Annotated in this window: 16 protein-coding genes; 12 read left to right on the top strand and 4 right to left on the bottom strand. The window is 49.1% G+C overall.

Features of this window, described 5'->3' with window-relative positions; all coding sequences use genetic code 11:
* Nucleotides 1–40: 40 nt before the first annotated feature.
* The gene (locus tag GOM71_RS17895) at nucleotides 41–826 is read right to left on the bottom strand and encodes a gluconate 2-dehydrogenase subunit 3 family protein (RefSeq protein WP_156283509.1); all 786 of its coding nucleotides are present in this window, start codon (nucleotides 824–826) and stop codon (nucleotides 41–43) included.
* Nucleotides 827–998: 172 nt separating this feature from the next.
* Between GOM71_RS17895 and GOM71_RS17890 the strand changes: the two genes are divergently transcribed.
* The 3 genes from GOM71_RS17890 to GOM71_RS17880 all read left to right on the top strand — a co-directional run bounded on the left by GOM71_RS17890 (nucleotide 999) and on the right by GOM71_RS17880 (nucleotide 6,090).
* Complete coding sequence (locus tag GOM71_RS17890) at nucleotides 999–1,763, top strand: SDR family NAD(P)-dependent oxidoreductase (protein ID WP_156283536.1); 765 nt, start codon at nucleotides 999–1,001, stop codon at nucleotides 1,761–1,763.
* Nucleotides 1,764–1,941: 178 nt separating this feature from the next.
* Nucleotides 1,942–5,079 carry a beta-galactosidase, LacZ type gene (gene lacZ, locus GOM71_RS17885; RefSeq protein WP_156283507.1) on the top strand — a complete coding sequence of 1,046 codons (3,138 nt, stop codon included), beginning with the start codon at nucleotides 1,942–1,944 and terminating at the stop codon, nucleotides 5,077–5,079.
* A gap of 873 nt (nucleotides 5,080–5,952) precedes the next feature.
* Nucleotides 5,953–6,090: a hypothetical protein gene (locus tag GOM71_RS17880; RefSeq protein WP_156283505.1), complete on the top strand. Its 138-nt coding sequence runs from the start codon at nucleotides 5,953–5,955 to the stop codon at nucleotides 6,088–6,090.
* A 57-nt stretch (nucleotides 6,091–6,147) separates the two neighbouring features.
* Here the strand turns inward: GOM71_RS17880 and GOM71_RS17875 are convergent, their stop codons facing one another.
* The 3 genes from GOM71_RS17875 to GOM71_RS17865 form a co-directional block, all read right to left on the bottom strand.
* Complete coding sequence (locus GOM71_RS17875) at nucleotides 6,148–6,657, bottom strand: SRPBCC domain-containing protein (RefSeq protein WP_156283503.1); 510 nt, start codon at nucleotides 6,655–6,657, stop codon at nucleotides 6,148–6,150.
* A gap of 16 nt (nucleotides 6,658–6,673) precedes the next feature.
* Nucleotides 6,674–7,678 (bottom strand): aldose 1-epimerase, encoded by a 1,005-nt coding sequence (locus GOM71_RS17870; protein ID WP_367649683.1) that lies wholly within the window; start codon nucleotides 7,676–7,678, stop codon nucleotides 6,674–6,676.
* A 130-nt stretch (nucleotides 7,679–7,808) separates the two neighbouring features.
* Nucleotides 7,809–8,171: a LytTR family transcriptional regulator DNA-binding domain-containing protein gene (locus tag GOM71_RS17865; RefSeq protein ID WP_156283501.1), complete on the bottom strand. Its 363-nt coding sequence runs from the start codon at nucleotides 8,169–8,171 to the stop codon at nucleotides 7,809–7,811.
* Nucleotides 8,172–8,353: 182 nt separating this feature from the next.
* On the opposite strand from GOM71_RS17865, the gene GOM71_RS17860 reads away from it, so the two are divergent.
* From GOM71_RS17860 to GOM71_RS17820, 9 genes are all read left to right on the top strand, one after another.
* Nucleotides 8,354–9,430, top strand: a complete 1,077-nt coding sequence (locus tag GOM71_RS17860) for a lactonase family protein (RefSeq protein ID WP_156283499.1) — start codon at nucleotides 8,354–8,356, stop codon at nucleotides 9,428–9,430.
* Nucleotides 9,431–9,436: 6 nt separating this feature from the next.
* Nucleotides 9,437–10,675 (top strand): MFS transporter, encoded by a 1,239-nt coding sequence (locus tag GOM71_RS17855; RefSeq protein WP_156283497.1) that lies wholly within the window; start codon nucleotides 9,437–9,439, stop codon nucleotides 10,673–10,675.
* Between the two features lie 21 nt (nucleotides 10,676–10,696).
* Complete coding sequence (locus GOM71_RS17850) at nucleotides 10,697–11,323, top strand: hypothetical protein (RefSeq protein ID WP_156283495.1); 627 nt, start codon at nucleotides 10,697–10,699, stop codon at nucleotides 11,321–11,323.
* A 97-nt stretch (nucleotides 11,324–11,420) separates the two neighbouring features.
* Nucleotides 11,421–12,194: a DUF2087 domain-containing protein gene (locus GOM71_RS17845; protein WP_156283493.1), complete on the top strand. Its 774-nt coding sequence runs from the start codon at nucleotides 11,421–11,423 to the stop codon at nucleotides 12,192–12,194.
* A gap of 28 nt (nucleotides 12,195–12,222) precedes the next feature.
* A complete protein-coding gene (locus tag GOM71_RS17840; protein WP_253944902.1) occupies nucleotides 12,223–12,639 on the top strand; it encodes a GIY-YIG nuclease family protein in 417 nt (138 codons plus the stop codon).
* A gap of 112 nt (nucleotides 12,640–12,751) precedes the next feature.
* Complete coding sequence (locus GOM71_RS17835) at nucleotides 12,752–14,026, top strand: MFS transporter (RefSeq protein WP_156283491.1); 1,275 nt, start codon at nucleotides 12,752–12,754, stop codon at nucleotides 14,024–14,026.
* A 131-nt stretch (nucleotides 14,027–14,157) separates the two neighbouring features.
* Nucleotides 14,158–15,093 carry a copper amine oxidase N-terminal domain-containing protein gene (locus tag GOM71_RS17830; protein WP_156283489.1) on the top strand — a complete coding sequence of 312 codons (936 nt, stop codon included), beginning with the start codon at nucleotides 14,158–14,160 and terminating at the stop codon, nucleotides 15,091–15,093.
* 12 nt (nucleotides 15,094–15,105) lie between these two features.
* Nucleotides 15,106–17,358, top strand: a complete 2,253-nt coding sequence (locus tag GOM71_RS17825) for a hypothetical protein (RefSeq protein WP_156283487.1) — start codon at nucleotides 15,106–15,108, stop codon at nucleotides 17,356–17,358.
* Between the two features lie 56 nt (nucleotides 17,359–17,414).
* Nucleotides 17,415–23,360, top strand: a complete 5,946-nt coding sequence (locus GOM71_RS17820; RefSeq protein ID WP_216651770.1) for an RCC1 domain-containing protein — start codon at nucleotides 17,415–17,417, stop codon at nucleotides 23,358–23,360.
* The last annotated feature ends 40 nt before the right edge of the window (nucleotides 23,361–23,400 follow it).

The raw sequence follows: 23,400 nt of genomic DNA, 5'->3' as shown, positions 1-23,400 counted from the left end.
CATGAGCTTAAGTTTTGCGAAGCAAAACTCGCTTCTTGCGCTAGCCAAGATTGAGATGGTCATGCAGGCTGAGCGGCTCGATTTTTTGAAATTCATCCTTATCGATCGTTTCGTAGTAGCTCATCTGGTTGCCCGGATAGCTGCGCATCCGCCAACCGTCCATATTGCGGTTGCCGCTGTACAGCGGGTCGGCGTATACGCCTTCGATCGTAAGCTGGCGAAGCAGGTTGAAGAAGGTGCCGGCGGGAACGCCTTTCAGCGACTTGTCGCTTTTCTCAAAGGCGGTCAGCACCGTATCCTGTTCCTCGGCAATCAGCTCGATAAAACGCTTGCTAAACTTCGTTTGGCTGTACTCGTTTATTTTGGTTAGCCCGAGCGCGAACAGCTCATTGCGTTTAAAGCCGAGCTGATAGCCTTGCTCCGCGTCAGCTTCATAGAAAGGCGCCATCATATAATCGCGGGCGTTAATGCCCCACGCACCCGCCAATTGGTGATCGATGAAAAAGGCGACGCCAAGCGCTTTCGCTCCGGGTCCGAGATCGTCGGTCGGAAAAATGCGCTCCGCCGCGGCCTCTGTAACTTGAAACTGATCTTGCGTCAAAAACATAAGCGCTTCGTTGAAGTTTTTAGTCGGCTTTTCCGTTTCGGTTGGCGCCGGCGTCTCCGCCGTTCCTTTGCCTTTCATCGAATTGCCGATAACGCCGCCGATTAAACCGCCGACGACGGCTCCGCCGAGGGCGGTGCCGGTATATTTCATGAAATTGCGGCGCGAAGCGTCCTGCGGCTGGTCCTTGCTGATTCTGTTACCGTTATTGCGGTCGGCCATATTCGTCTCCTTACATCAGGCATAATTTTGTCATTTGGTTAACTAAAGTTTTTCCTATTTCTCAAAAATCATCCATCGTCTGTAAAATTAATTGCAGGATGGACAAACGAACGCGATTGGAGCAAAATGGTTAGGTAAATGGAAAAGACAGGTAGGGGGAGGCATTAACGTGTTGAATATTGATTTATCGGGGCGTATTGCGCTTGTTACGGGAGCCACCGGCGATTTAGGCAGAGTCATGGTCCGGACGCTGGCCGGATGCGGAGCAGATATTGTTATTCATTATTTGAATAATGCCGGCAAAGCAGAGGAATTGAAGCGCGAGGTCGAGGAGTTGGGCCGGCGGGCGATTGCGGTTAAAGGCAATGTAACGGAGCAAGCCGATATTGAGCGAATCAAGGCGGAAGCGGAAGCGCAGCTTGGAACCGTAGATATCGTCGTCGCGAATGCGGTTATTCAATATCAATGGACGAGCGTGCTGGAGCAATCGGCTGACGATTACACGAGCCAGTTTGAATCTTGCGTTATGCAAAGCGTTTATTTGGCTAAGACGTTTGTGCCGGGAATGATTGCGCGCGGTCAAGGCGGACGGTTCATCGGCATCAACACGGAATGCGCGATGCAAAACTTCTCGACCCAGTCGGCTTACGTTGCCGGCAAACGCGGGATGGACGGCGTTTACCGCGTGCTTGCCAAAGAAGTCGGGGAGCATCAAATCACGGTTAACCAAGTGGCGCCGGGATGGACGATCAGCGACCGGGACCGCGCAACACAGACCGAGCGAAACGCGCAATATGAAAGCACGGTGCCATTGAAGCGGCGCGGAACCGATCAGGAAATTGCCAATACGGTTGCGTTTCTCGCGTCGGATTTGTCCAGCTTCATCACAGGAGCGTTCATTCCGGTCAACGGCGGCAATGTAATGCCGACGATTTAACAGATGAGGCAACAGAAGCTGTCCTTTGCCCGGGGCGGCTTTTTTATGTGATGCAATATTTTTTTGTTTTGTTCATATTTTGATAGATGATGTGAAAATCGTATGATATCCCCCTAATTAACAGCTGTTTTATAATGAACGAAGAATTCATATTTTTTCATACGAGGTGACATGACCGATGCGCAGCAAGTTTCAGTACACACCGCCAGCTAACGGCTATCCGGAGTGGAACAACAATCCGGAGCTCTTTGAACTCAATCGGATGAAAGTACATTCAACGAATCGTCGAGCGGATCGCGGGAGCGAGCTCTTATTGAACGGGCAATGGAAGTTTTCGTTTGCAAAAAATGCAGAGGAACGCATCGTTAATTTTTTTAGCGAGCAGTATGACTGCTCAACGTGGGCAGAAATAGCGGTACCTGCACATTGGCAGCTGCAAGGCTATGATTACCCGCAGTATACAAACGTCAAATATCCGTGGGACGGCAATGAGGACATTAAAGCGCCGTTTGCGCCGACCGCGTACAATCCTGTAGGTTCTTACGTGCGAAATTTCGAGGTGCCGCAGGCGTGGGAGGGACAGCCGGTATTTATTAGCTTCCAGGGCGTGGAGTCCGCCTTCTACGTATGGCTGAACGGGGAATTTGTCGGTTACAGCGAGGATACGTTCACGCCAGCCGACTTTGATCTAACGCCATATTTGAAGGCTGGCGACAACAAGCTTGCGGTAGAAGTGTACCGCTGGTGCGATGCAAGCTGGCTTGAGGATCAAGATTTTTGGCGGATGAGCGGCATTTTTCGCGATGTGTATTTGTATACGGTCCCTAACGTATCGCTATATGACGTATTTGCGCGCGCCGAGCTTGATGAACGGTATGAGAACGGCAAGCTGACGGTTGACGTCGAGTTGCTTAATTACGGATACGAGGATTTAGCAGGTCTCCGCGTTGAAGCCGTGCTGACGGACCGTGAAAGGAAAATGGTGTTTGCGGAGCCGCTGTCGATCGCAGTCGGAGAGACGTCAGAAGGCTCGGTCAGCCTCCAGCTTGGCGCTTCGGTAGCTTCGCCGCTGCAATGGAGTGCAGAGCATCCGAATTTATACGGATTAACGGTCGTATTGAAATCGGCGGACGGCGCTGTCATTGATGAAGCGGACTATAAGGTTGGTTTCAGGCGTTTCGAGCTGAAGGACGGGTTCATGCAAATTAACGGCAAGCGGATCGTATTTAAAGGCGTTAACCGGCATGAGTTTTCTTGCGACAACGGCCGGGTGGTTAACGAAGCCGATATGCGCGAAGATATTATGCTGATGAAGTCCCACAACATTAATGCGGTCCGCACTTCGCACTATCCGAACCATCCGATCTGGTACGACCTGTGCGACGAGTATGGCCTGTACGTAATCGACGAGACTAACCTTGAGACGCACGGCTCTTGGAGCTACGACCAGCAGTCGCTTGGCGACGCCGTTCCCGGCAGCAAGCCGGAATGGACGGATGCGGTGCTGGATCGCTGCAATTCGATGTTCCAGCGAGACAAAAACCATCCGTCCATCGTCATCTGGTCGCTGGGCAACGAATCGTTCGGCGGCGATAACTTTTTGAAAATGCATGACTTTTTGCGTGAGCTGGATCCGACCCGAATCGTCCATTACGAAGGCATTTTCCATTGGCGGGAGTCGGATGCCGCTTCCGATATAGAAAGCCAAATGTATACGCGACCGGCCGATGTAGAGCGTTATGCGAGGAGCAATCCGTCTAAACCGTTCATTTTATGCGAGTACAGCCATGCAATGGGCAATTCTTGCGGCGGTTTGCATCTGTATTGGGAGTTATTCGAGAAATATCCGGTGCTGCAGGGCGGCTTCATTTGGGATTGGATCGATCAGGCGATTCGGATTACAACGTCTGAAGGCGTTGAGATGATGGCGTATGGCGGCGATTTCGGGGAATCTCCGCATGACGGCAATTTCTGCGGCAACGGCCTTATTTTTGCCGATCGTACCGTTTCTCCGAAGCTGTATGAAGTGAAAAAATGTTACCAGAATGCGAAGTTCGAAGCGGTTGATGCGGCGAAGGGGCGTTTTGCGCTTACCAATCGCTTCTTGTTTACTGACCTTAGCGCATACCGTCTTGTCTGGACGGTTGCCGTTAACGGCGAGCTGGCGGAACAAGGAGAGCTAAAGGTGCAGGCTGCTCCGGAGTCGACGGTTGAGATAGCCGTTCCATACAAATTGCCGGCCTCATGCCAGGCCGTTGATGAGGCAGTTGTTACCTTGCAGCTATTGACCAAGGAGAACGAGGAGTGGGCTGCTGCCGGTCATGAGATTGCGTTTGAGCAATTTATTGTTCCGGTGAACGCTAAACCGGTTGTCGGAGGGGCGATGGCTGCCGCTGCAACAGCAAGCGGTGAGCTGCAATTAGAGGACACAGCTGATGTATTGACGGTGAATGGAGAGCGATTCTCGGTTTCGTTCCGGAAAACGACGGGTACACTATTTTCCTACACGGTAGATGGAGCGGAGCTGCTGCTGCAAGAAAGTGAGCTGGAAGCTGGCGGCGGCGATATTGTGTACGGCACGGGATTTGTCCCTAATTTCTGGCGGGCATATACCGACAACGACCGAGGCAACAAGCATCATGAACGTTGCGCGACTTGGCGCGAAGCGGGCGCGAACCGCGAGCTTTGCGAGCTTCGTTGGGAACAGAGAGGCGGCAATTCGGTCGTTGTGCGGACGGAATTGAAGTTGCCGACAGTTCCGGCCGCATCGGCTTTGACGATGGAATATGAAATCGACGGCAGCGGTGAAGTTCGAGTGTTCCAAGAGCTTGTGCCGGGCGAAGGTTTGCCGGAAATTCCGGAGGTTGGCGTCATGGTGCAGCTGAAGGGCGAGTATGACGGAATCAGCTGGTACGGCAAAGGTCCGCATGAAAGCTATTGGGACCGCCAGACGGGAGCGAGACTGGGCAAATTTTTCGGAAAAGTCAGCGAGCAATTCGTGCCATATATTCGTCCGCAGGAATGCGGCAACAAGACCGATGTCCGATCCGCTGCGATTACAAACAGCGAAGGCAAAGGGCTGGCGCTGCGCGGCTTGCCGCAGGTTGAGCTGAATGCGCTCGCATATACGCCAGCCGAGCTGGAGGCGCATGATCATGTGCATCTGCTGCCGCCGAGCGGCAAAACTGTCGTGCGCATTAATCATAAGCAGATGGGCGTAGGCGGAGACGACAGCTGGGGAGCGCTGCCGGATCGGCAATACATGCTGTATGCGAACCGCTCTTACGCGTACCGTTTCGCTTTCCGCGGGGTTTAAATGGAGAAGCCGGGCAATGAAATGCATATTGCATTCCATTGCCCGGCTTTTTATTTTCCGTTTTGCACACAGGCGCGCCCGAGCGAAAGTTACTGGATAAATCCAACATAGAGCCCCGGATTGGTGCGTCCGAGCGAAAGTTAGTGGATAAATCCAACATAGAGCCCCGAAATGGTGCGTCCGAGCGAAAGTTACTGGATAAATCCAACATAGAGCCCCGGATTGGCGCGTCCGAGCGAAAGTTACTGGATAAATCCAACATAGAGCCCCGAAATGGTGCGTCCGAGCGAAAGTTACTGGATAAATCCAACATAGAGCCCCGGATTGGTGCGTCCGAGCGAAAGTTACTGGATAAATCCAACATAGAGCCCCGGATTGGTGCGTCCGAGCGAATGTTAGTGGATAAATCCAACATAGAGCCCCGAAATGGTGCGTCCGAGCGAAAGTTACTGGATAAATCCAACATAGAGCCCCGGATTGGCGCGTCCGAGCGAAAGTTGTTGGATAAATCCAACATAGAGCCCCGAAATGGCGCGCCCGAGCGAAAGTTACTGGATAAATCCAACATAGAGCCCCGAAATGGCGCGCCCGAGCGAAAGTTAGTGGATAAATCCAACATAGAGCCCCGAAATGGTGCGTCCGAGCGAAAGTTAGTGGATAAATCCAACATAGAGCCCCGAAATGGTGCGCCCGAGCGAAAGTTAGTGGATAAATCCAACATAGAGCCCCGAAATGGTGCGTCCGAGCGAAAGTTACTGGATAAATCCAACATAGAGCCCCGGATTGGCGCGTCCGAGCGAAAGTTAATGGATTGATCCAACATAGAGCCCCGAAATGGCGCGTCCGAGCGAAAGTTACTGGATAAATCCAGAAATGATTATGGCTAAACCGGAGCAGTTCGACGGCATATGGACAAGCTTTCAAGGCGAGCTCGATAAAGCGGGCATTCACGAGCTGGAGAAGCAATTTGAAGGCTTGCTGAAAGAACGCATCTCCTTGTTTAACGATTAGAAATGCAAAGAAAGAGGAGTTGTCCCAATTAGGGATGACTCCTCTTTCTTTGGCAGATTAGCTTGTTTGAATGCCGCGCAAATATTGGGCAAGTCGATCCCATGTCTGGCTGATTCCGCCGACGAGCCCCAGCTCGACTGTTCGCTTGAGCGCGCCGGATGAAACGAATTCGGCCCGGTTAATCAATTTAGTCTTGCCTTTTTCTTCGGCAAAGGCAAGCGTCACGATAATGACTCTGTCCTCGTTCACGCTGCCGTCTTCATCGGAAACGTAGTCCCCGTATACGATTTTATCCGGGACGGATATATCGCGATAGACCGATTTGCCCCATGATCTTGTCTGCTCATCGGAAGCTTCAAGGCAATAATGCCAGGCGCCTCCGGCGCGGAAGTCGACGTTGCATGCTTTGAGGCTCCAACCGGCGGGACCCCACCATTTGACAAGATGCTCCGCTTCCGAATAAGCCTGGAAAACGAGCTCGCGGGGAGCGTCGAAGACGCGCTCAACGAGCAGCACATTTCCTTTTATTTTTGATTTCAGCGCAGGCGCTTCTTTTTTCTTAAACATCGTTAATCTCCGAGATTTAGTTTCCTTGCTTCAAATAAATGCGGCTCGATTGCTCCCAGATGCCTTGCGGTTCGAGCGTAACAAGGCCGATTTCGTCGGCCGGCAAATCAACGTTTGGCGCGTTGACGAGGTTAAGCTGCGGCTCCGGGCAGAAGAACTTGCCTGACGGATGCTGGTTCCATACCATCCATTGCTTGTAGCTGGTTCCGACGTCGTAAACGAGCGTAACGTTCTCGCGGCTGTCGGTCAGTTCCATTTGGTTGCGGCCGTTGCGCGGCTCTGTTGTATAGTGGTTGTCCATCGGTTCCCAGAACGGGTTCACGCCGATCGACTTGATTGCTTCTTCGCCTGCGGACAGCGGCTGGAATTTGCCTGTCGGCAGCATGCGCTCGTTAAGCTCCCAACGGTTGCCGATCGTAAGCTTCATCGTATAGTCTTCTTTCGTGCTGTTCGGCGTAAAAGGCGCGTTGATCGCCGTATGGAACGCGATCATGCAAGGCAGCGCGTCGTTGCCTTCGTTGTGCACCGATACATGCTGCAGCAAACCGTCGCCGTTCAGCGAGTAGCGCAGCTTAATCGAGAAGCGATGAGGCAGGAAACGGTAAATGTCATGGTTTTCATCAACCGACAATTGAAGCACGACGTAGCTTTCCGTTTTGGTTACGCCGTAATCTTCGACATTCCATACCGCAGTATGGGCGAAGCCGTGAAGATGGTTGCCGGTAGCCGGTTCATTCACCGGAAATTCGTACGAGCGTCCGTTCCAATCAAATCGTCCGTCCTCGTAACGGTTCGGCGGGAAAAGCACCGGAATGCCGTGGATGCCAGGGTTTGCTTTAAACTCTTCCATTTCATTTGCAGCCGGCTCGTGCAAAATGCGGTAGCCTTTCTCCGTGTCGCGGAAGGCGATCAGGTTGGCGCCGATTTCCGGCAATACGGCTGCTTCATAGCTGCCCCATGTTAGCCAAACCGCTTTCTCGCCGTTGTACGACTGCTCATATGCTTGTCCATTATTGCTCACTGTAATCCTCCTAAATGGATATGTTCACTAGTTCATATATTTACGATCCAAAGCCTAGAATAACAGGATCGACTCAAACAAACAACCGCCGCGCTCCAATAGGAACGCGGCGGCAGGTCCGCCCAAACGATTAAGGCGTAATCCGAAGCTCGCTGTCAATCGTGCGCTGCATGAACAGCTGTTGGATGACGTATTGTTTTCTGCGCGGCACCGGCACTTGCTTGGATTCGGAATACTCCGCTCCGAAATAAATGACGCCGCCTGCAATTGACTTGATTTTGCCGATATTAATGTAGCAATGGGAATTTACTTGATAAAAGCTTTTCTCCTGTGTGAGCTGTTTAATTTCATCGGCAGTCATTCTTTTCTTTATATTATAGTTTCTGCCGTGAAAGCTGACGAGCCCGAACGAGCCGATTCTGAAATAAAGCACGTCCGACTCCAATTCAAAATCCTCATACACATTCTTTTCGCTCAGCGTCGCATTCATCATTCCGATTCCCCCTTTTGAAATGTGAACTGGGTGACTTGGTAGCGCTTACATTATAACATAGCCATTTGCGGTTGAAAAGATTTTTTCTTTGATCTCATTCGAATTTCTTGTTTTAAGCGCCAGGCGGGCGTATGCTAAGGTCATTGTGTTGCATTAAACCAAAGCAGAGAGGTTGATTCACGATGTCCGCAAAGTCATCCGAAGCAATTGTATATATCGGTTCCTACGGAAGCGCAGACGAGACGACGATTCGCGTTTGCCGCTATGATTCAGAGCTGCAGAAGCTTGCTGTGATACAAGAAATTAACGAAGCGGAGAACGCGTCTTACCTCGCGCTCCATCCGAATGGCGAGCTGCTGTACGCAGTAAGCGAAACGGAATATACGGAAGGCAGTATCGGAGGCTCGGCAATTGCCTATCGGATCGATCCGATAAGCGGCAAGCTGACCGAGATCAATCGCGGGCTGACGCGCGGCGCGCATCCTTGCTATGTAAGTACGGACGCGAAGGGGCGACGGCTCTATATCGCCAATTATACGGGCGGCAATTCGGCGACGCTGCAGTTGAACGAAGACGGTTCGATCGGGAAGGAACTCCAAATCACGGCATGTTCAGCGCCGCTCGGACCTAACGCAGCACGGCAGGAGGCGCCTCACGCGCATGCAATTGTGCCGAACGGCAAATATGTTTATGTGACCGATCTTGGAACGGATTCAATTCATATTTATGAGCAAGAGGAGGGCGAATCGCAGTCGTATCGCGGAGCGGTCAAGCTGCATGCGGGCGCCGGTCCCCGCCATCTCGTTTTTCACGAAACGCTGCCGTACGCGTATGCGGTCAACGAACTCGACTCGACTGTTACCGTATTCAAGACGGGGGGAACGGACGGAGCGCTGGAGCCGGTTCAAACCGTATCGGCATTGCCGTCAGGATATGCCGATTATAGTGACGCAGCCGACATTCATCTTGCGCCTTCCGGCCGTTATTTGTACAGCTCGAACCGAGGGCATGACAGCATCGCCGTATTTGCGGTCGATCAAACGAGCGGCAAGCTGACGCTTGTTCAGACCGAGCCTTGCGGCGGTCAAACGCCGCGCAACTTTGCGATTGCGCCAGACGGCGGACACATGTTTGTCGCTCATCAAAAGACGGGCACAATCGCGCTGTTCTCCGTTGATAAGGAGAGCGGGCGCATTGCCTATCGCACAACGATACTGGAAGCGAATGCTCCGGTTTGCATTGCATTCGGCAGGGGGTAACGTCTGATGTCCCTGCAACCAACCTCTGCGGCATCAAGGGTAAACAAAACGATTAAGCAAAACACATTATTCTCGATTCTGATCGCGATCAGCTTCGTTCATTTGCTGAACGACTCGATGCAATCTGTCGTATCGGCGATGTTTCCGATTGTCGAGGATTCGCTCGGCTTAACGCTCGGACAGATCGGCTGGATTGCATTTACGCTGAACATGACTTCATCTGTGCTCCAGCCGGTCGTCGGTATTTTGTCCGATAAAAAACCTTCCCCATGGCTGCTTCCGGCAGGCATGGCCTGCAGTTTGCTTGGAATGGCCGGACTTGCGTACGCGCCGAATATTTGGGTACTGCTGCTTGCCGTCGTTTTTGTCGGACTCGGGTCCGCCGTATTCCATCCCGAAGGCTCGCGCGTCGTTTATTTTGCGGCGGGAGCGCGGCGAGGACTTGCGCAGTCGATCTATCAGGTCGGAGGCAACTTCGGGCAGGCTCTTGCCCCGTTAATGACGATGTATATTTTCGTGCCGCTCGGCCAAAGCGGCGCAGTATACGGCACGCTGCTGGCCATTACGGCGCTTATTATTTTGTATAGAGTCGTTCCATGGTACAGAAATCAGCTTGCAGAGAAAGGAAGGCCTGCGCCAAAGGGCAAGCCGGCGGCTGAAGGCGCAACCGTTCAGAAGCTTCCCGCGTATAGCAACCGAGTTATCACGTTTGCGCTGCTGCTGCTTCTTATTCTTGTATTTGCAAGATCGTGCTATGCGGCGGTAATCGGAAGCTTTTATAACTTTTTCTTGCAGGATGAATATGGGCTGTCGATCCGCCAGGCGCAATTGCCGTTATTTTTGTTCATGGCAGCCGGAGTAGCGGGCACCTTTGTCGGCGGTATTATGGCCGATCGCTTTGGCCGCAAGCGCATGATGCTGTTTTCGATCTTCGGTGCGGCGCCGTTTGCGCTGATGCTGCCGCAATTGCCGTTATTTTGGGTATATCCGGTTATCGTTATACTGGGCTTTATCCTTCTGTCCGGCTTTTCCGTCAGCGTCGTCTATGCGCAAGAGCTTATGCCTGGCAACGTCGGCATGGCGTCAGGACTCATTACGGGGCTTGCGTTTGGCATGGGGGGAATTGGAGCGCTTGTCGTCGGTACGGCGGCTGATCATTACGGCTTGTCAAATGTGATGATCGTATGCAGCGCGTTGCCGGTGCTTGGCATGCTTTCGGTCTTTTTGCCGAAGGATCGCAGATAAGGACAGGAGGCGAGGAAGAGAATGGCGGCTATGGAGAAGGAAACACCGTCTGGCGGGTCATGGAGCGCTCGTTTTGTCATTTTGCTAATCGCGCTGATCGGTTATTGGATATTGTATCGCAACGTTATTTATAAGTGGCTCACGGCGAAGCATGCAACGCTGGAATGGTATTTCATCGCCGCTGCAGCCTTGCCGTTTCTGATCTATGTCATCGCCATCTTCTTTATTTATAAGAAACGTACCTTCATTAAACTGCGAAAAAGGGATCTCATCCTATTGTTGTTCTGGCTTGTCGTCCTTCCGATTCCTTCATTCGGCGCGATGTACGAGAATAACAAAGACGTCACGTATACGTATAACCGTTGGGTCAGCGAATATGAATACCGCGAAGAAATGCTGAAGGGCTTGCTGCGGAAGCAGCCGCTTGTCGGCGTTAACCGGGAACGGGTTGTAAGTTTGCTCGGCGCTCCTAATGAGCCGTACGATTACGAGCAGGGCGACCGGTTCGTCTATCGGATGGGAGTTGAAAAAGAAACGGAAAGCTATGTATATTTCAAACAACTTATTATTTTGTTTGGTCATGACGATCGAGTCAGTCGATACGAAACGACGACTGCAAGAGAAGCTGCAACGGCTGCTCCATCCTGAACGGGATGGAGTTTTTTTGTGTGTCTATTGAAATTTAATAAACGTAATGATAATATGTCTATAAAATAAACAAACAATATAAAGAGGTGTTTGATATATGGAGCTGAATGAGCTGTTTTGGTCGGCGGAGCTTTCCGAAATGAAGAAAGGTTATATATACGAGGCCGCGAATAAACGCTATCGTTGTCTCGTATGCGGGGAGACGTTCGAGGGGGGGCAAGTATTCCAATTGCCTAAAGAAAATAAATGGTACGATGCGAACAAGTATGCCGAGTTTCACGTTGAGCGCGAGCACGGTTCGATCCTCGCTTATTTGCTCGGACTGGATAAGAAGACAAATGGCTTGACCGACTTGCAAAAGGAGCTAATCCGTGACTTCTCGGCCGGGTTGTCCGATGCCGATATTGTTAAAAAAGCGGGCGGAGGCAGTGCGTCGACGATTCGCAACCATCGCTTTGTGCTGAAGGAAAAAGCAAAGCAAGCGAAGCTGCTGCTTGCGATCGTGGAGCTGATGGAGGCCGGCGTGTCGGCGGACACTCCGCGGTTTATCCCGGTTCATCGTACGGCGACGCAGGTCGATGAGCGTTATGCGATTACCGAGAAAGAGCATGATGCGGTAATGAAGCAATATTTTCCGAAGGGTCCGAACGGCCCGCTGACGCAATTCCCGCGCAAGGAAAAGAAAAAAATCGTTATTTTGCGGCATATCGCTTCGTATTTTAAACCTGGCCGCAAGTACAAGGAAAAAGAAGTGAACGAGCAGCTGAAGGCATTTTTCGAGGATGATTACGTGACGCTTCGCCGCTATTTGATCGAATACGGTTATTTGGATCGCAAGGATGATTGCAGCGAATATTGGCTGAAGCAATAGCTGAAGGTGAAAAGTGGAGGTGCTTGATATGAGCAAAAACAAAGAACAGAGAAAACAACTGACTGCCGCATATATGGAGCAGGAGCGTGTCATCGGCGTTTATGAGGTAACGAATACAAAGAACGGCCGCGTGTTCGTCGGTTCATCGTCGAATATGAACGGCGCGTGGAGCCGAGCGCGTTTCGAGCTGGGTTTCGGCGTACATCCGAACAAGGAGCTGCAAAGCGATTGGAAAACGTACGGTGCTGACGCTTTTGAATTTCAAGTGGCCGACCAGTTGAAGCTGAAGGATAAGCTTCGCCACGATTACAAGGATGTGCTGGACTTGACGGGCGAAGGTGAGGCGGCGAGGAAGATGCGCGATTTGCGCAAAGATGCGATAAAGCTGGAGGAGAAGTGGCTGGAGCTGCTTCGCGAGCAAGGTAAAAATGTTTATAACAAGTAGCAACTTGTTTACGAGAGGCGACGTCTGTTATAGAATCAGTTGATCCCCCTGTAAAAGCGTCCTGATATGCTGTAAGGAAACGCTTAATAAGAAAGAGGAGAGTCGTTTAATCATGTCTACCAATACGGCGGCGGCGCCGCCGGAGTCTATTTTTAAAAATCGTTTTTTTCAAACGGTATTGTTGTCTAATGTGTTGCTGCAAATCGGCATTTGGGTGCGCAATTTTGCGATTTTGTTGTTTGTTACCGACAAAACGAATAACGATCCGATATCGGTATCGTTAATCTCGGTTGTGGAATTTGCGCCTATTTTTATTTTTGCGTTTATCGGAGGAACGTTCGCGGACCGGTGGCGTCCAAGGCGGACGATGATCTGGTGCGATTTTCTGTCCGCAGCGTCGGTATTCGTCGTACTTGGATCGTTAATGATTGGCTCTTGGCAGCTAATCTATCTTGCGACGGCCGTATCGGCGATTTTATCGCAGTTTTCACAGCCGTCATCCATGAAGCTGTTCAAAAAGCATGTTCCGGAAAACCAGCTGCAGTCGGCGATGGCGTTGTTCCAGTCGTTAATCGGCATCTTTATGGTGCTTGGACCGTCGCTAGGCGTTTTCGTCTATCAAACTTACGGCATTGAAATCTCGATTGCGATTATGGGTATTGCGTTTCTCCTGTCAGCGGTCGTCTTATTCCGTATTCCGAAAGATGACAAAGAAGAGGCTGCGGCAGCAGCAGGCGATAAGCAATTCTGGAAGGAGCTTACCGACGGACTGCGTTATGTTTGGAAAAGCAAAGTGCTGAGGCCGCTTGGCGGTACGTTCGCGCTGGCCGGTACGGCGATTGGCACCATTCAGTCTCTCGGCATATTTCTAGTTATTGAAAGGCTCGATCAATCGAAAGACTTCTTGCAATATTTGCTGATGGTGAACGGGTTTGCGATGCTTATCGGCGGCGGATTGATTATGGCTGTTGCCAAAAAAGTGCAGCCGCAAGTCATTCTCGCAGCCGGCACTGTTGTTAGTGCCGTTACGATCGCCGGAATGGGCATTTCGACGAATGTTACCCTCACGCTTGTCCTGCAATTTTTATCGGGCCTGATGATGCCGGGCATTCAAATCGGGATTAGCACGATGATTCTGAAATGGACGGAGCCTGAATATATCGGCCGGGTAAACGGGGCGCTAAGCCCAATGTTCATGGGGATGATGGTCATTATGATGAGCTTGTCCGGTGTTCTGAAGTCGGCATTCCCGTTGGTTGGCATTTATATTTTTGCGGGATTCGTTATGATTCTTTGCGTTCCGCTGCTGGTTCCTATATTCAAGCTGAGACCGCCGGGAGAAGAAGCTAATGCGGCTGCTGCCGAGGTCAATGAAGCTGCGCGATAATAATTGACATAAAATGATAAAATAAGGTAAAATGTAAATAATTTAGCAAGCGAAGCACGCTTAAAAGCCTAATCGGTTTTTTCGCGTGCTTTTTTTGTATCTTATTCGATGTTGGGGAGGAAGTTTTGTAGATGAAAAAGAGATTGCTATTATCGCTAGCTTTGCTTTTGCTGCTTGGGCAGGTGACGACCGTGTTTGCGGCTTCTGCGCAGGAGACGTTAAAATTGCAGGTCGATACCGAAACTGTTGCCGCCGCTAACGATGCGGAAGCGCCGTATATTAACGCCAACGGACGGACGCTTGTGTCGCTTCGACATTTGAAGCTCGCGCTGCCGCAGATCGAGTCTCTCGAATACGATAAAGCAAACAGCAAAGTTGTGGTTAAGGCGAAGACGAAGCTGATTGAGCTGTATTTCAAACATAAATACATACTGGTCAATGGGAAAAAGGTCGAGATTGACACGCTGCCGATTACGAGAAAAGGAATTACGTATTTGCCTGTCCGTTACATCGCCGAAGCGCTTGGCTACCGAGCCGAATTTGATTCGGGGAAAAAAACGATCTATGTGCTGTCGGCGAAGGATAATAACTTTGCTCGGTACGGGTTAGTGCAGACGGAGGAGTTTCCGGTGACGTTGAAGGCGGGTAGTTTTGAGCTGACTTATCACGATATGTATATTTATCCGGTGAAATCTGTTGAAGGAAAGGCAATGGAAAAGGAGTTTTATCTCAACAATAGTGATGGTGCTTATAAATACTATGTAAAGTCTAAAATCACCATTAAGAATACCGGAACAAATAAAATTTCGTTCTCAGCGAGTGATGTTTCTATGAAATATCGTGTTACGTTGGGAGGAAGAAACACAGCTTATAGTATTACTCCTTCAAATACTTCCATGATTAAGGAATTTAACAGTAAAAAGTACTTATATCAATGGGCATTAGATAAAGGAGAATCAGTAACTTCAAATATTGTATTTGGCGCTCGGGGTGATAGCGTTGATTACGTAAATGTAGCAGCATTTTTAGGAGATAATTACACATCTACCCTGAATGTTGCTGAATAGGAATGATGGAATATGTATAAAAACTATCTATCATCGATTCTAATTATTGCAGTCTTAATAGGCTTATTCCTAGTTTCAAATGTTTCTGCGGCTGGCGTCGAAGAAAAAACAATAAAGGTAGCAAATGAAAAAAGCAGTTATGTTGCGTCTCGTGACGTAACTGCTTCTTCTAAGATTTTCACAAAGACGTATTCCGTTCAGAATGCTGATAAAATTGATCCGAAATCCATTAAATATTCAGGTAATGGAATATTAAAAAGTAGCTCACTTTCGGTTGCGGATGGAAAACTTACTGTCACCATAATAGGAAGAGAAGATCAGAAACCTTCAATTAAAGTAATAGGAAAAAGGACAAGAGGAGATTTTTTTAAAGGGAATCCAGGTAATTCCATTTGGTTATATGCGGATGGAGTACACTGGCAAGCAAACGATTATTCTTCAACTACTTTTCAAGAGATAAGACCTGCAAAAATAGTTGGGGGGCAAAAAATTAAAATTAGTGAAGATCAGTACCAATGGGCGCCAAAGCTACCGAATGGAGAGACACTCATTACTACTTGGCAGCCGGATGTACAAAAAAGAATAGATCAAGCAGCATGGTTTATGAAAGAAGAAGGAAATGTATTTGAACAAAATACAAAAACATTGGTTTATATCGACAAAAGCTTAGTTGATCTGAGTAGTGCAAAGATGGGGAATGTCAGAGATTCTGAAGACTCTCCCAATAAGATTATTGATATTACTCAACCGACAAAAGAGAGTTTGAGAAAAGCTAATTGGTATGGAATTGAGTTTACTCTTCCTAATTCGAGAGGTACTGGATGGACAGAACAAGAACCAATTGCCAATGTCGCCAATATCGTTGAAGGCCGCTTGTATTACGTTACAGTTGACTACTATTTAGAAGCAGAAACCCTTCCGATGAGCCGCTTCGAGATAGAAGGAACGATAACATACGAATTGGACATAGGTCCCGATCCTAACGTCAAACTGACCGGCACGATCTCTCCTACATCAACCGAATTCAGCGGCGTCGATATTCCGGTTGAAATTAACGGCACAGCAATGGTAGAGAACGTAGGAGATCGGATCATTTCCAAGTGGATGTTCTACTCTCGTCCGGAGCAAACCGCCTCAGCCAAAAGCAATACCGTTACCGGGAATAACAAAACAGCCAGCACGAAATTCAATTTCACGATTTCGTCCGGCGATGTTGTTGAAGATCCATATGTTCAAAATTACGTGCTAACCGCCAGGGTGCATTTTACAGATGGAACAACAGCCGAAGCTACGGTACCGCTGCACTCCGATGTTTATCAGAAAGCAGTTCCAATAGTAACCTGTGTCGATGCTCCGGTTCCGATTATTGACGCTCCTAGCTCTGCAATGGCTGGAGAAACGATCAGCATTAGCGGAGCAAGATCTAATGCAACGGGCGGGAAATCCATTGCGAATTACGAGTGGGATGGAAACTGGAGCGGATTTACGACTCTTACCGGCAAAGGCGGAGACATTATGCTGGACAGCGTTGGCAAGAAGAAAGTAACGCTGACCGTCACGGATAGTGAAGGCTGTAAAGGAACGACTGAAAAGGCTATTTCCGTAGGCAAGCCGCTGCCTTATGCAAAAGCGCTCGTCGAAGGCAGCTTGAAAGAAAATCGCCTTATCATTTTTGACGGTTCCGAAAGTCGCGGCAGCGAGGACGAGGATGCTAACGTAAAAATTAAATCTTATACGTGGGAAGTGATCGAGAACGGCGGCGGCAGCGCCGACGCAAGCTCAATCCGATTTGCTGGTAAACTGTCGGGGAGGACGAAAAATGTCCTTTTCAAAAAAGCAGGCAGCTATTGCGCGATTCTAACTGTCGAGAATGAGTACGGCGCAACGGCAGAAGATCAAACTTGCTTTACTGTAAAGCCGGACGAAAAGCCGATCGTCAATTTCAGCGCGGTAAAAGAAGTGCTGCGCGATCCGGACAATGATCTGAAAGCGACGCTTCAAGTGACGGACTTATCGTACAGTCCGGACGGCGACTATATCGCGCAGCGAATATGGAGCTATAAATACGATTCCGATAATGACGGCAGCTTTGATGACGAGACGAAAGTGTTAATTGACGATACGAATTTAACCGAGATGAAGGAAGATGTTGCTGCTGTCGGCAAGTATCGGATTTATCTTGAAGTGGTTGAGGGATTCGGGGAGCCTACCATACCGGAATTTATAACAAGCGCCGATTATAGACGGTCGAACAGTTGGGAGTGAAGGGGTACTTGAAATTACACAGGAGTAAAATGGCGGCAGCTTTATTAATTTGCTTTTTGATCGGAAATCCTTCGGTATTCGCGTTAATATCGAAGGAGGTCTCCGACGTCAATGTGAATAATCTGGCGCCAGATACGCGAATCAATTATAAGACGGAGAAAAAGCAGCGGAAGACAGACTTGCTCGTTGATCTGCGGAATACGGAGTTGCAGAAGGCAGAGGTTGAGCAGTTAATTAATGAGCAAGTCGTTCCGAAGCTGAAAAACAAAGATTTGGATTACAAGATCAGCTATGTCGCTCAAGATGAAGCTGTCAAACAAGATTACCGCTGGATATACGGCCGTCATGATTTGTTCATTATGATCGATGGACTAGGCCGCATTTATGAAGCGGTCGGCAGTGACAATAGCGATGTGAAATTGACTCATCTAAACCCGCCTGTCAATGTAGTACAAGCCTATGGCATAGGCACGTACAGGTACTACATTGATCAAGACGGGTTTTTGTATGATTCGGACTTTGTGCGATTGAATGGCATCAGCAACGTGAAGTCGATGGAAATATCATCAAGCGGAAGAGCGATTTTTGTCGTGAATGACTTAGGTGAACTATGGGTGAAAGGAACGGGAACGGCAGCTGAACTCGGACTCAATACGGTTACATCAGCTGCGGAATTCACGCAAATTTCATCTATACCTCAAAAGGTCGTTAAATTGTTTGCGAATGGAGCCACCACTGGCAAAACTTCATTTATGGCACTTACAGATACAGGTGAAGTTTATGCGTGGGGAACGAACACGAACGGCACATTAGGAATCGGAACATTGGTTGATCAGAAGGTGCCAGTTAAAATAGAGGGTTTGCCTAAAATCGAAACGCTGAGCGTGGGGCTCAATCAAAACACTCCGCCTTATCGCTTTGCGAGTTATTTCATTGACACGGACGGCGGTCTTTGGATGGCGCAAGACAAATCCGATGGAAAAATCAAAAAAGTTAATACATCGTTGACGTACAAAAAGGTGTTTTCCACCTACCTGAGAACGGTTCTTTTGAGCACGAATAATGAGGTTTATGTAAGTACCGACAGCACGACGCTAGCGAGCACAAAACCATCCTTTTTGAACGTAGCGGACGTATTGGCTTCGTCTATGGAAGGGCAATTTCTCCGTTATACGAACGGAGTAACAACGCCGGAAGCCGGGCAGCCGATTCGCGTCAAAGACGTTGCAATCTCCCCGGACGGAAAGCGGCAATCGTTTGTTGCGCTGGACGGATCGCTAATCGTTCGAACGAGAGGCGATGAATTTAAAGAGGCTTATGATTTGCGCACGAATAATAAAATAATCAATATCGAAAAAGTATTTTCGACGCCTTATACGGATTTTGCAATAGATCGCAATGGCGATGTGTACGGCTGGGGTACTGTTTTTGACGGTGAACGAACAAGCTCGCCAATAAAAATCGGGCTGAAAGACGTGAAACAAATTACCGGCTTCGATAATCGCGTGTACGCCGTTCTGGAAAATGGAGACGTCTATGCGTGGTCGATTTGTTCGAGTTGCAGTGATTTTGTTGGCGTACGCGAGAGCGGTGATGTGGATGTAAACGGATTGCTCGGGCAATATGAGGGGAAACAAGTTTGGTATAAAGACTTTACTCGACCCGCAAAAATCAAGACGCTAAGCGGAATTGTAAAAATCGTGCCCAGTGACGATAAAGTGTTTGCCGTCACGAAAGCAGGTGAACTATACGGCTGGGGATTGAATGAAGACAAATCGTATATTACTTTGCTCGGCGTTGCGGCAAATGTAAGGCAATTAACGCCAGTGCTGCTCAGCGGAATAGCCGATGTAGCGGATTTTGATTATGTAAGAAATACCTCGTTTGCAAATTTTGCTATGGCCGTACTCAAAAATGGAGAAGTATATGCTTGGGGGTACAGCTCTTATATGCTGTTTGGTCAGTCCGTAGCTACCTCTAAGAACCCAATCATCATTCCTGGGCTGCAAAACATTAAAAGCATTTCTATTAGCAACGGTCAGGCGGTTGCGATTGATGCCAATCATCAGATGTGGGCGTGGGGCAATCCTCTTCATGAAAGAGAAGTTTCATCAAACGTGCCGCAAAAATCATTGCTGGAAACAGTCGCGAAAGCCGTTTCGGTAAGAAACAGTGTTGCCATAATAGGACCGCACAACGTTTTGTTTGCTTATGGGATAAGAAAAGAAGATGGCATTGCAGATGTATCGACCGGAACGGTGAAAGTGAATGAAACGACTTATGTCGTTTCGACTAATGCTACTCTTGGCCAAGTGTACAGCAAAGCGACGGATTCTTTTACGAATTGGAGAAGCACGGTTAAAGAATATAAAGACGTTATCGGCAGCCACGCATGGCGAGACGGTTCGGATAAATATTACATCGCCCTCGACGAGCAGGCGCCATATACAATGATGGACGATCGGCTGTTTGCGCAGACGATGAGTGTCTTCCTGGACAAAAACATTCGTTTGATTGGCGTCGGATCGAACGCTTCCGAATCGATTCTTCGCAAGATGATCGACGCGAACAATAATCAAGGCCTGTATTTCGACACCGCAGATCTGACGGCAAGCTTCAAACGAATGGGGACCTATATCGTAAAAAACACGCCGATCGATGTCCACTTCAACATGCAGGTTGTACAACGAGACACATATATCGGTCTGGAAGAAAAGTTCGAGCAGATCGTAAGGCCGGCATTGCTAACCTACGGGATCGATGCAAATATGACGATCAACAGAGGGGTCGCGAATCCGGAAAGCCGATTGTTTTATGTTTCGACGGCAGACAATAAGCTTTATGTTTATGATCCGGCAGCAGCCAAGAGCAGCCTGTATCTGGACAAGCCGATCACAAATTTTGCCATCGCGCAAGACGGCAGCATCATTTACAGCGATTCGACCGGGCTGTACCAGTACGATGAATACAAGATGACGAACACGAAAATCAGCAGTGTCAGGCCTTCGAAATTTATCCTTGATTTTAAGGGCAACGTCTACTACGCCGCCTATAATCAAATCTACAAGATCGACAATAACACAGGTCTCGAAACGGCATTAAATATGGCCTGCATAAGCACAATGGTGTTCTCGACGAATTATAAAGGCCAGCCGATGTTCCGCTGCGAGACGGAAGAGGATGATTGGCGATTCGATTTGCTGATGACCTTTAACGAAAAAACAGGGCAGGTTGAGCAGCTGCTAAGACAAGTGTTGGAAATTTCAGCTGCATCATGGAATAACGAATCCGGTCAATTTATACGCGGGTCTACCGGCGGATATGAACGTTTAGGCCCAGCTTACATGCCGCTTATTCTAGGCTCATTCAGTGATAATCCAACCGGAGTCCAAAACAACTCCTTTGCTTACGCTTATACGTCTCGTTTTGACAGTAGAGTCTATATGGCGAATAAAGGCATTTATATTCAGGATCCGGTCCGGAATATTTCCAAGTATATTGAGACTTGGACAGCAACCTCAAATACCGAAGTCCTTTTTGCAGAAACCCCAGACGGTAAAATGTATTATAAAGACGCTGCGGGTACGTACAAATATTATGATCCAGAGACCGATTCTGTCGTCTCCATTGGCAACTTGCCGATTAAGCGAAGCGCCGTTATCGACGGTGTGGTGAATTACCCGCAAGGCCTTCCGATCTATCAGGCGGATGAGATGGATTTGCTGCAGGATTTAAAGGAGCATTCCTGGCGCACAGGGGCTGACCATTTCTACGTGAATCTGACCAATACGACGAGCGACGATCTAGCGGATGAGGTCAAGCGCTATCAAGTCGAGGATGAGCTATTCTCGTACGAAGCCTCCTATATCGGAATGGGAACCGGAGCAATCAAAGAAGAAACAGAATCAATGGTTGAAACAGTAAAGTATGGAACGTACATCGATGGCACCGACATTGATTTGGCACTCGCCAAACTCGCCCAATATTTAATTGAGCAAGCAGGCGTGAAGCGAACGTTAGGCGTCGGCAAAGTGGTTCTTGAATACGATCCGGAAACATCGTCCTATTCTTCAGACAAAATGATATACGAAACAACGTATGAGGACAAAGAAAGCGATGTGAAAATCGCAGACCGTTGGCGGTTCGATCACGATTCCGATTATTACGAGAATTCGCTTGGCACCTTTGAGCAAAGCGGGATGGAGCTTGCCGAACCGCTCGAATACTTTACGAAGCCGGGCAAGTACACGATCGTCTGGCAGGGTAAGGATAATCCGAAGGATATAGACACGTTCGAGGAATATCGCAAGTGGAGTAATGAGCTGGCGTCCAAATTGATCATCTATGCACATCGCCGGCCAATTGCCCGATTCACGGTTAAAACAACGCCGTCTGAAAGCAATAGCGGCAATTTCGATATCAAAGTGAATGAAACATCTTATGACTTGGATCGTTTATCGACCGAGAACAGCGGCATCGCAGAGGAACGGTGGAAGTGGAAGGGCGCCAATGATACGGAATGGACGCCGGGGCCGATTCCGAGTACGCTGCCGGCGGATCAAGTGTATTACATCTCTTTGATCGTTCGCGATACGGATAACGCCTGGTCCGATGAAGTCGTTCAGAGCATCTTTACCAGCGCTGACAATCAGCCGCCAGTTGCGCTCTTTACAATTGAACCGTCCGTAACAAGCAAGAATGGCGGCATAGCCATTGTCGATTATTCCAGTGACCCGAATGACGATCCGATAGCCGAATGGGTATGGAAAGTGAAGCGGAACGGTAATGTCATATTCATGAAGAACAAACAGACTCCGCCAACCTTCTCCGAGATTAAGGGTGCCGCTGCATCGGCCGATTTATCTGAATTAGGGATATACACCATTACACTAGAAGTGAAAGACGAGCCGAAGGTCGGCATGCCGCTATGGTCTAATGTTTACTCACGGACGCTGCAGATTGTAAACAGTCCGCCAACAGCTGCAGTAACATTTCCGACGGGGACGCTGAACAATCCGACACTTACAGCGCAGAAGCCGACGATTGAATGGGTACAGTCCGATGAGGATGCGGGAACGGAATTTTCCGCCTATCAGGTGCAAGTGCTGGATCAGACGATGACTAGCCTGCTTTATGATTCCGGCATTCAGAGTCAGCATACCGCAGCCGCCAACGGAGATTGGAGAATACCTGTCCTATTAAGCAGCGGAGAACCGCTCGCTGTCCGGGTGCGGGTAAAAGATGAGACAGACTGGTCGAACTGGTCGGTTGCGAAATATATGATTTTCAATCGCGCGCCGATTGGCGATTTCGATTGGACACCAAAGCCGGTATATGAAGGGGATACAGTGCGATTGAGCGCTTCGGTTGCCGATCCCGACGGCGATCCGCTGGACGTAACCTTTAAAATGATTCCGCCCCCTGAAGCGAATGGGGACAATGTTCGAACCTATTCGTATAAAGTGAGCGAGCCGTATTCCTTAGATCCTCCGACGCTTCAATTGAAGTCAACTGGCGCTTGGAAGGTTGTAATGACCGTCAGCGACGGAATGGCTTCGGCGGTCACTATTGCGAAAACGATTGCGGTGCTGCCGCTTCGCATCGACGGCTTCGTCAAGCATACGCCGAAGTGGGAGGCGAATCGTATCGCTTATAACATGGGGCAAAGCGGGAGCGCGTCGTTGCCAAGAGCAGAGAATGTGTTTTGGGCCGGCGAGAAGTTTGTGCTGGAGGCGGATACGACGTTAACGGCAACAGATACGGTCGCGGAGCGGGTAGAGGCGGAGATGAACGGCTTCCAAAGCAGCCTTGTTCCTGTTAATGAAGCGGGTACTTCGTGGACAGGAGAGATGTGGGACGATTCATTTGAGAAGCTGGAGGACGGGCCGTTAACCTTTACGTTTACGGTTTATTACAGCAACGGCACGATAAAGACGGATACGGCCGTCGTTGAAATCGCCGGAACGATTTACGATTATTATCAAATTCATCGCGTGAAGTAATAGAGGCATAAATATAGTGATTCATTATTGTTTGTAAAAA

Source organism: Paenibacillus sp. NEAU-GSW1, from assembly GCF_009737085.1.
Classification (GTDB): Bacteria; Bacillota; Bacilli; order Paenibacillales; family Paenibacillaceae; genus Pristimantibacillus.
Note: the sequence above shows the minus strand (reverse complement) of the source record. Positions and strands in the feature narration are given on the sequence as shown.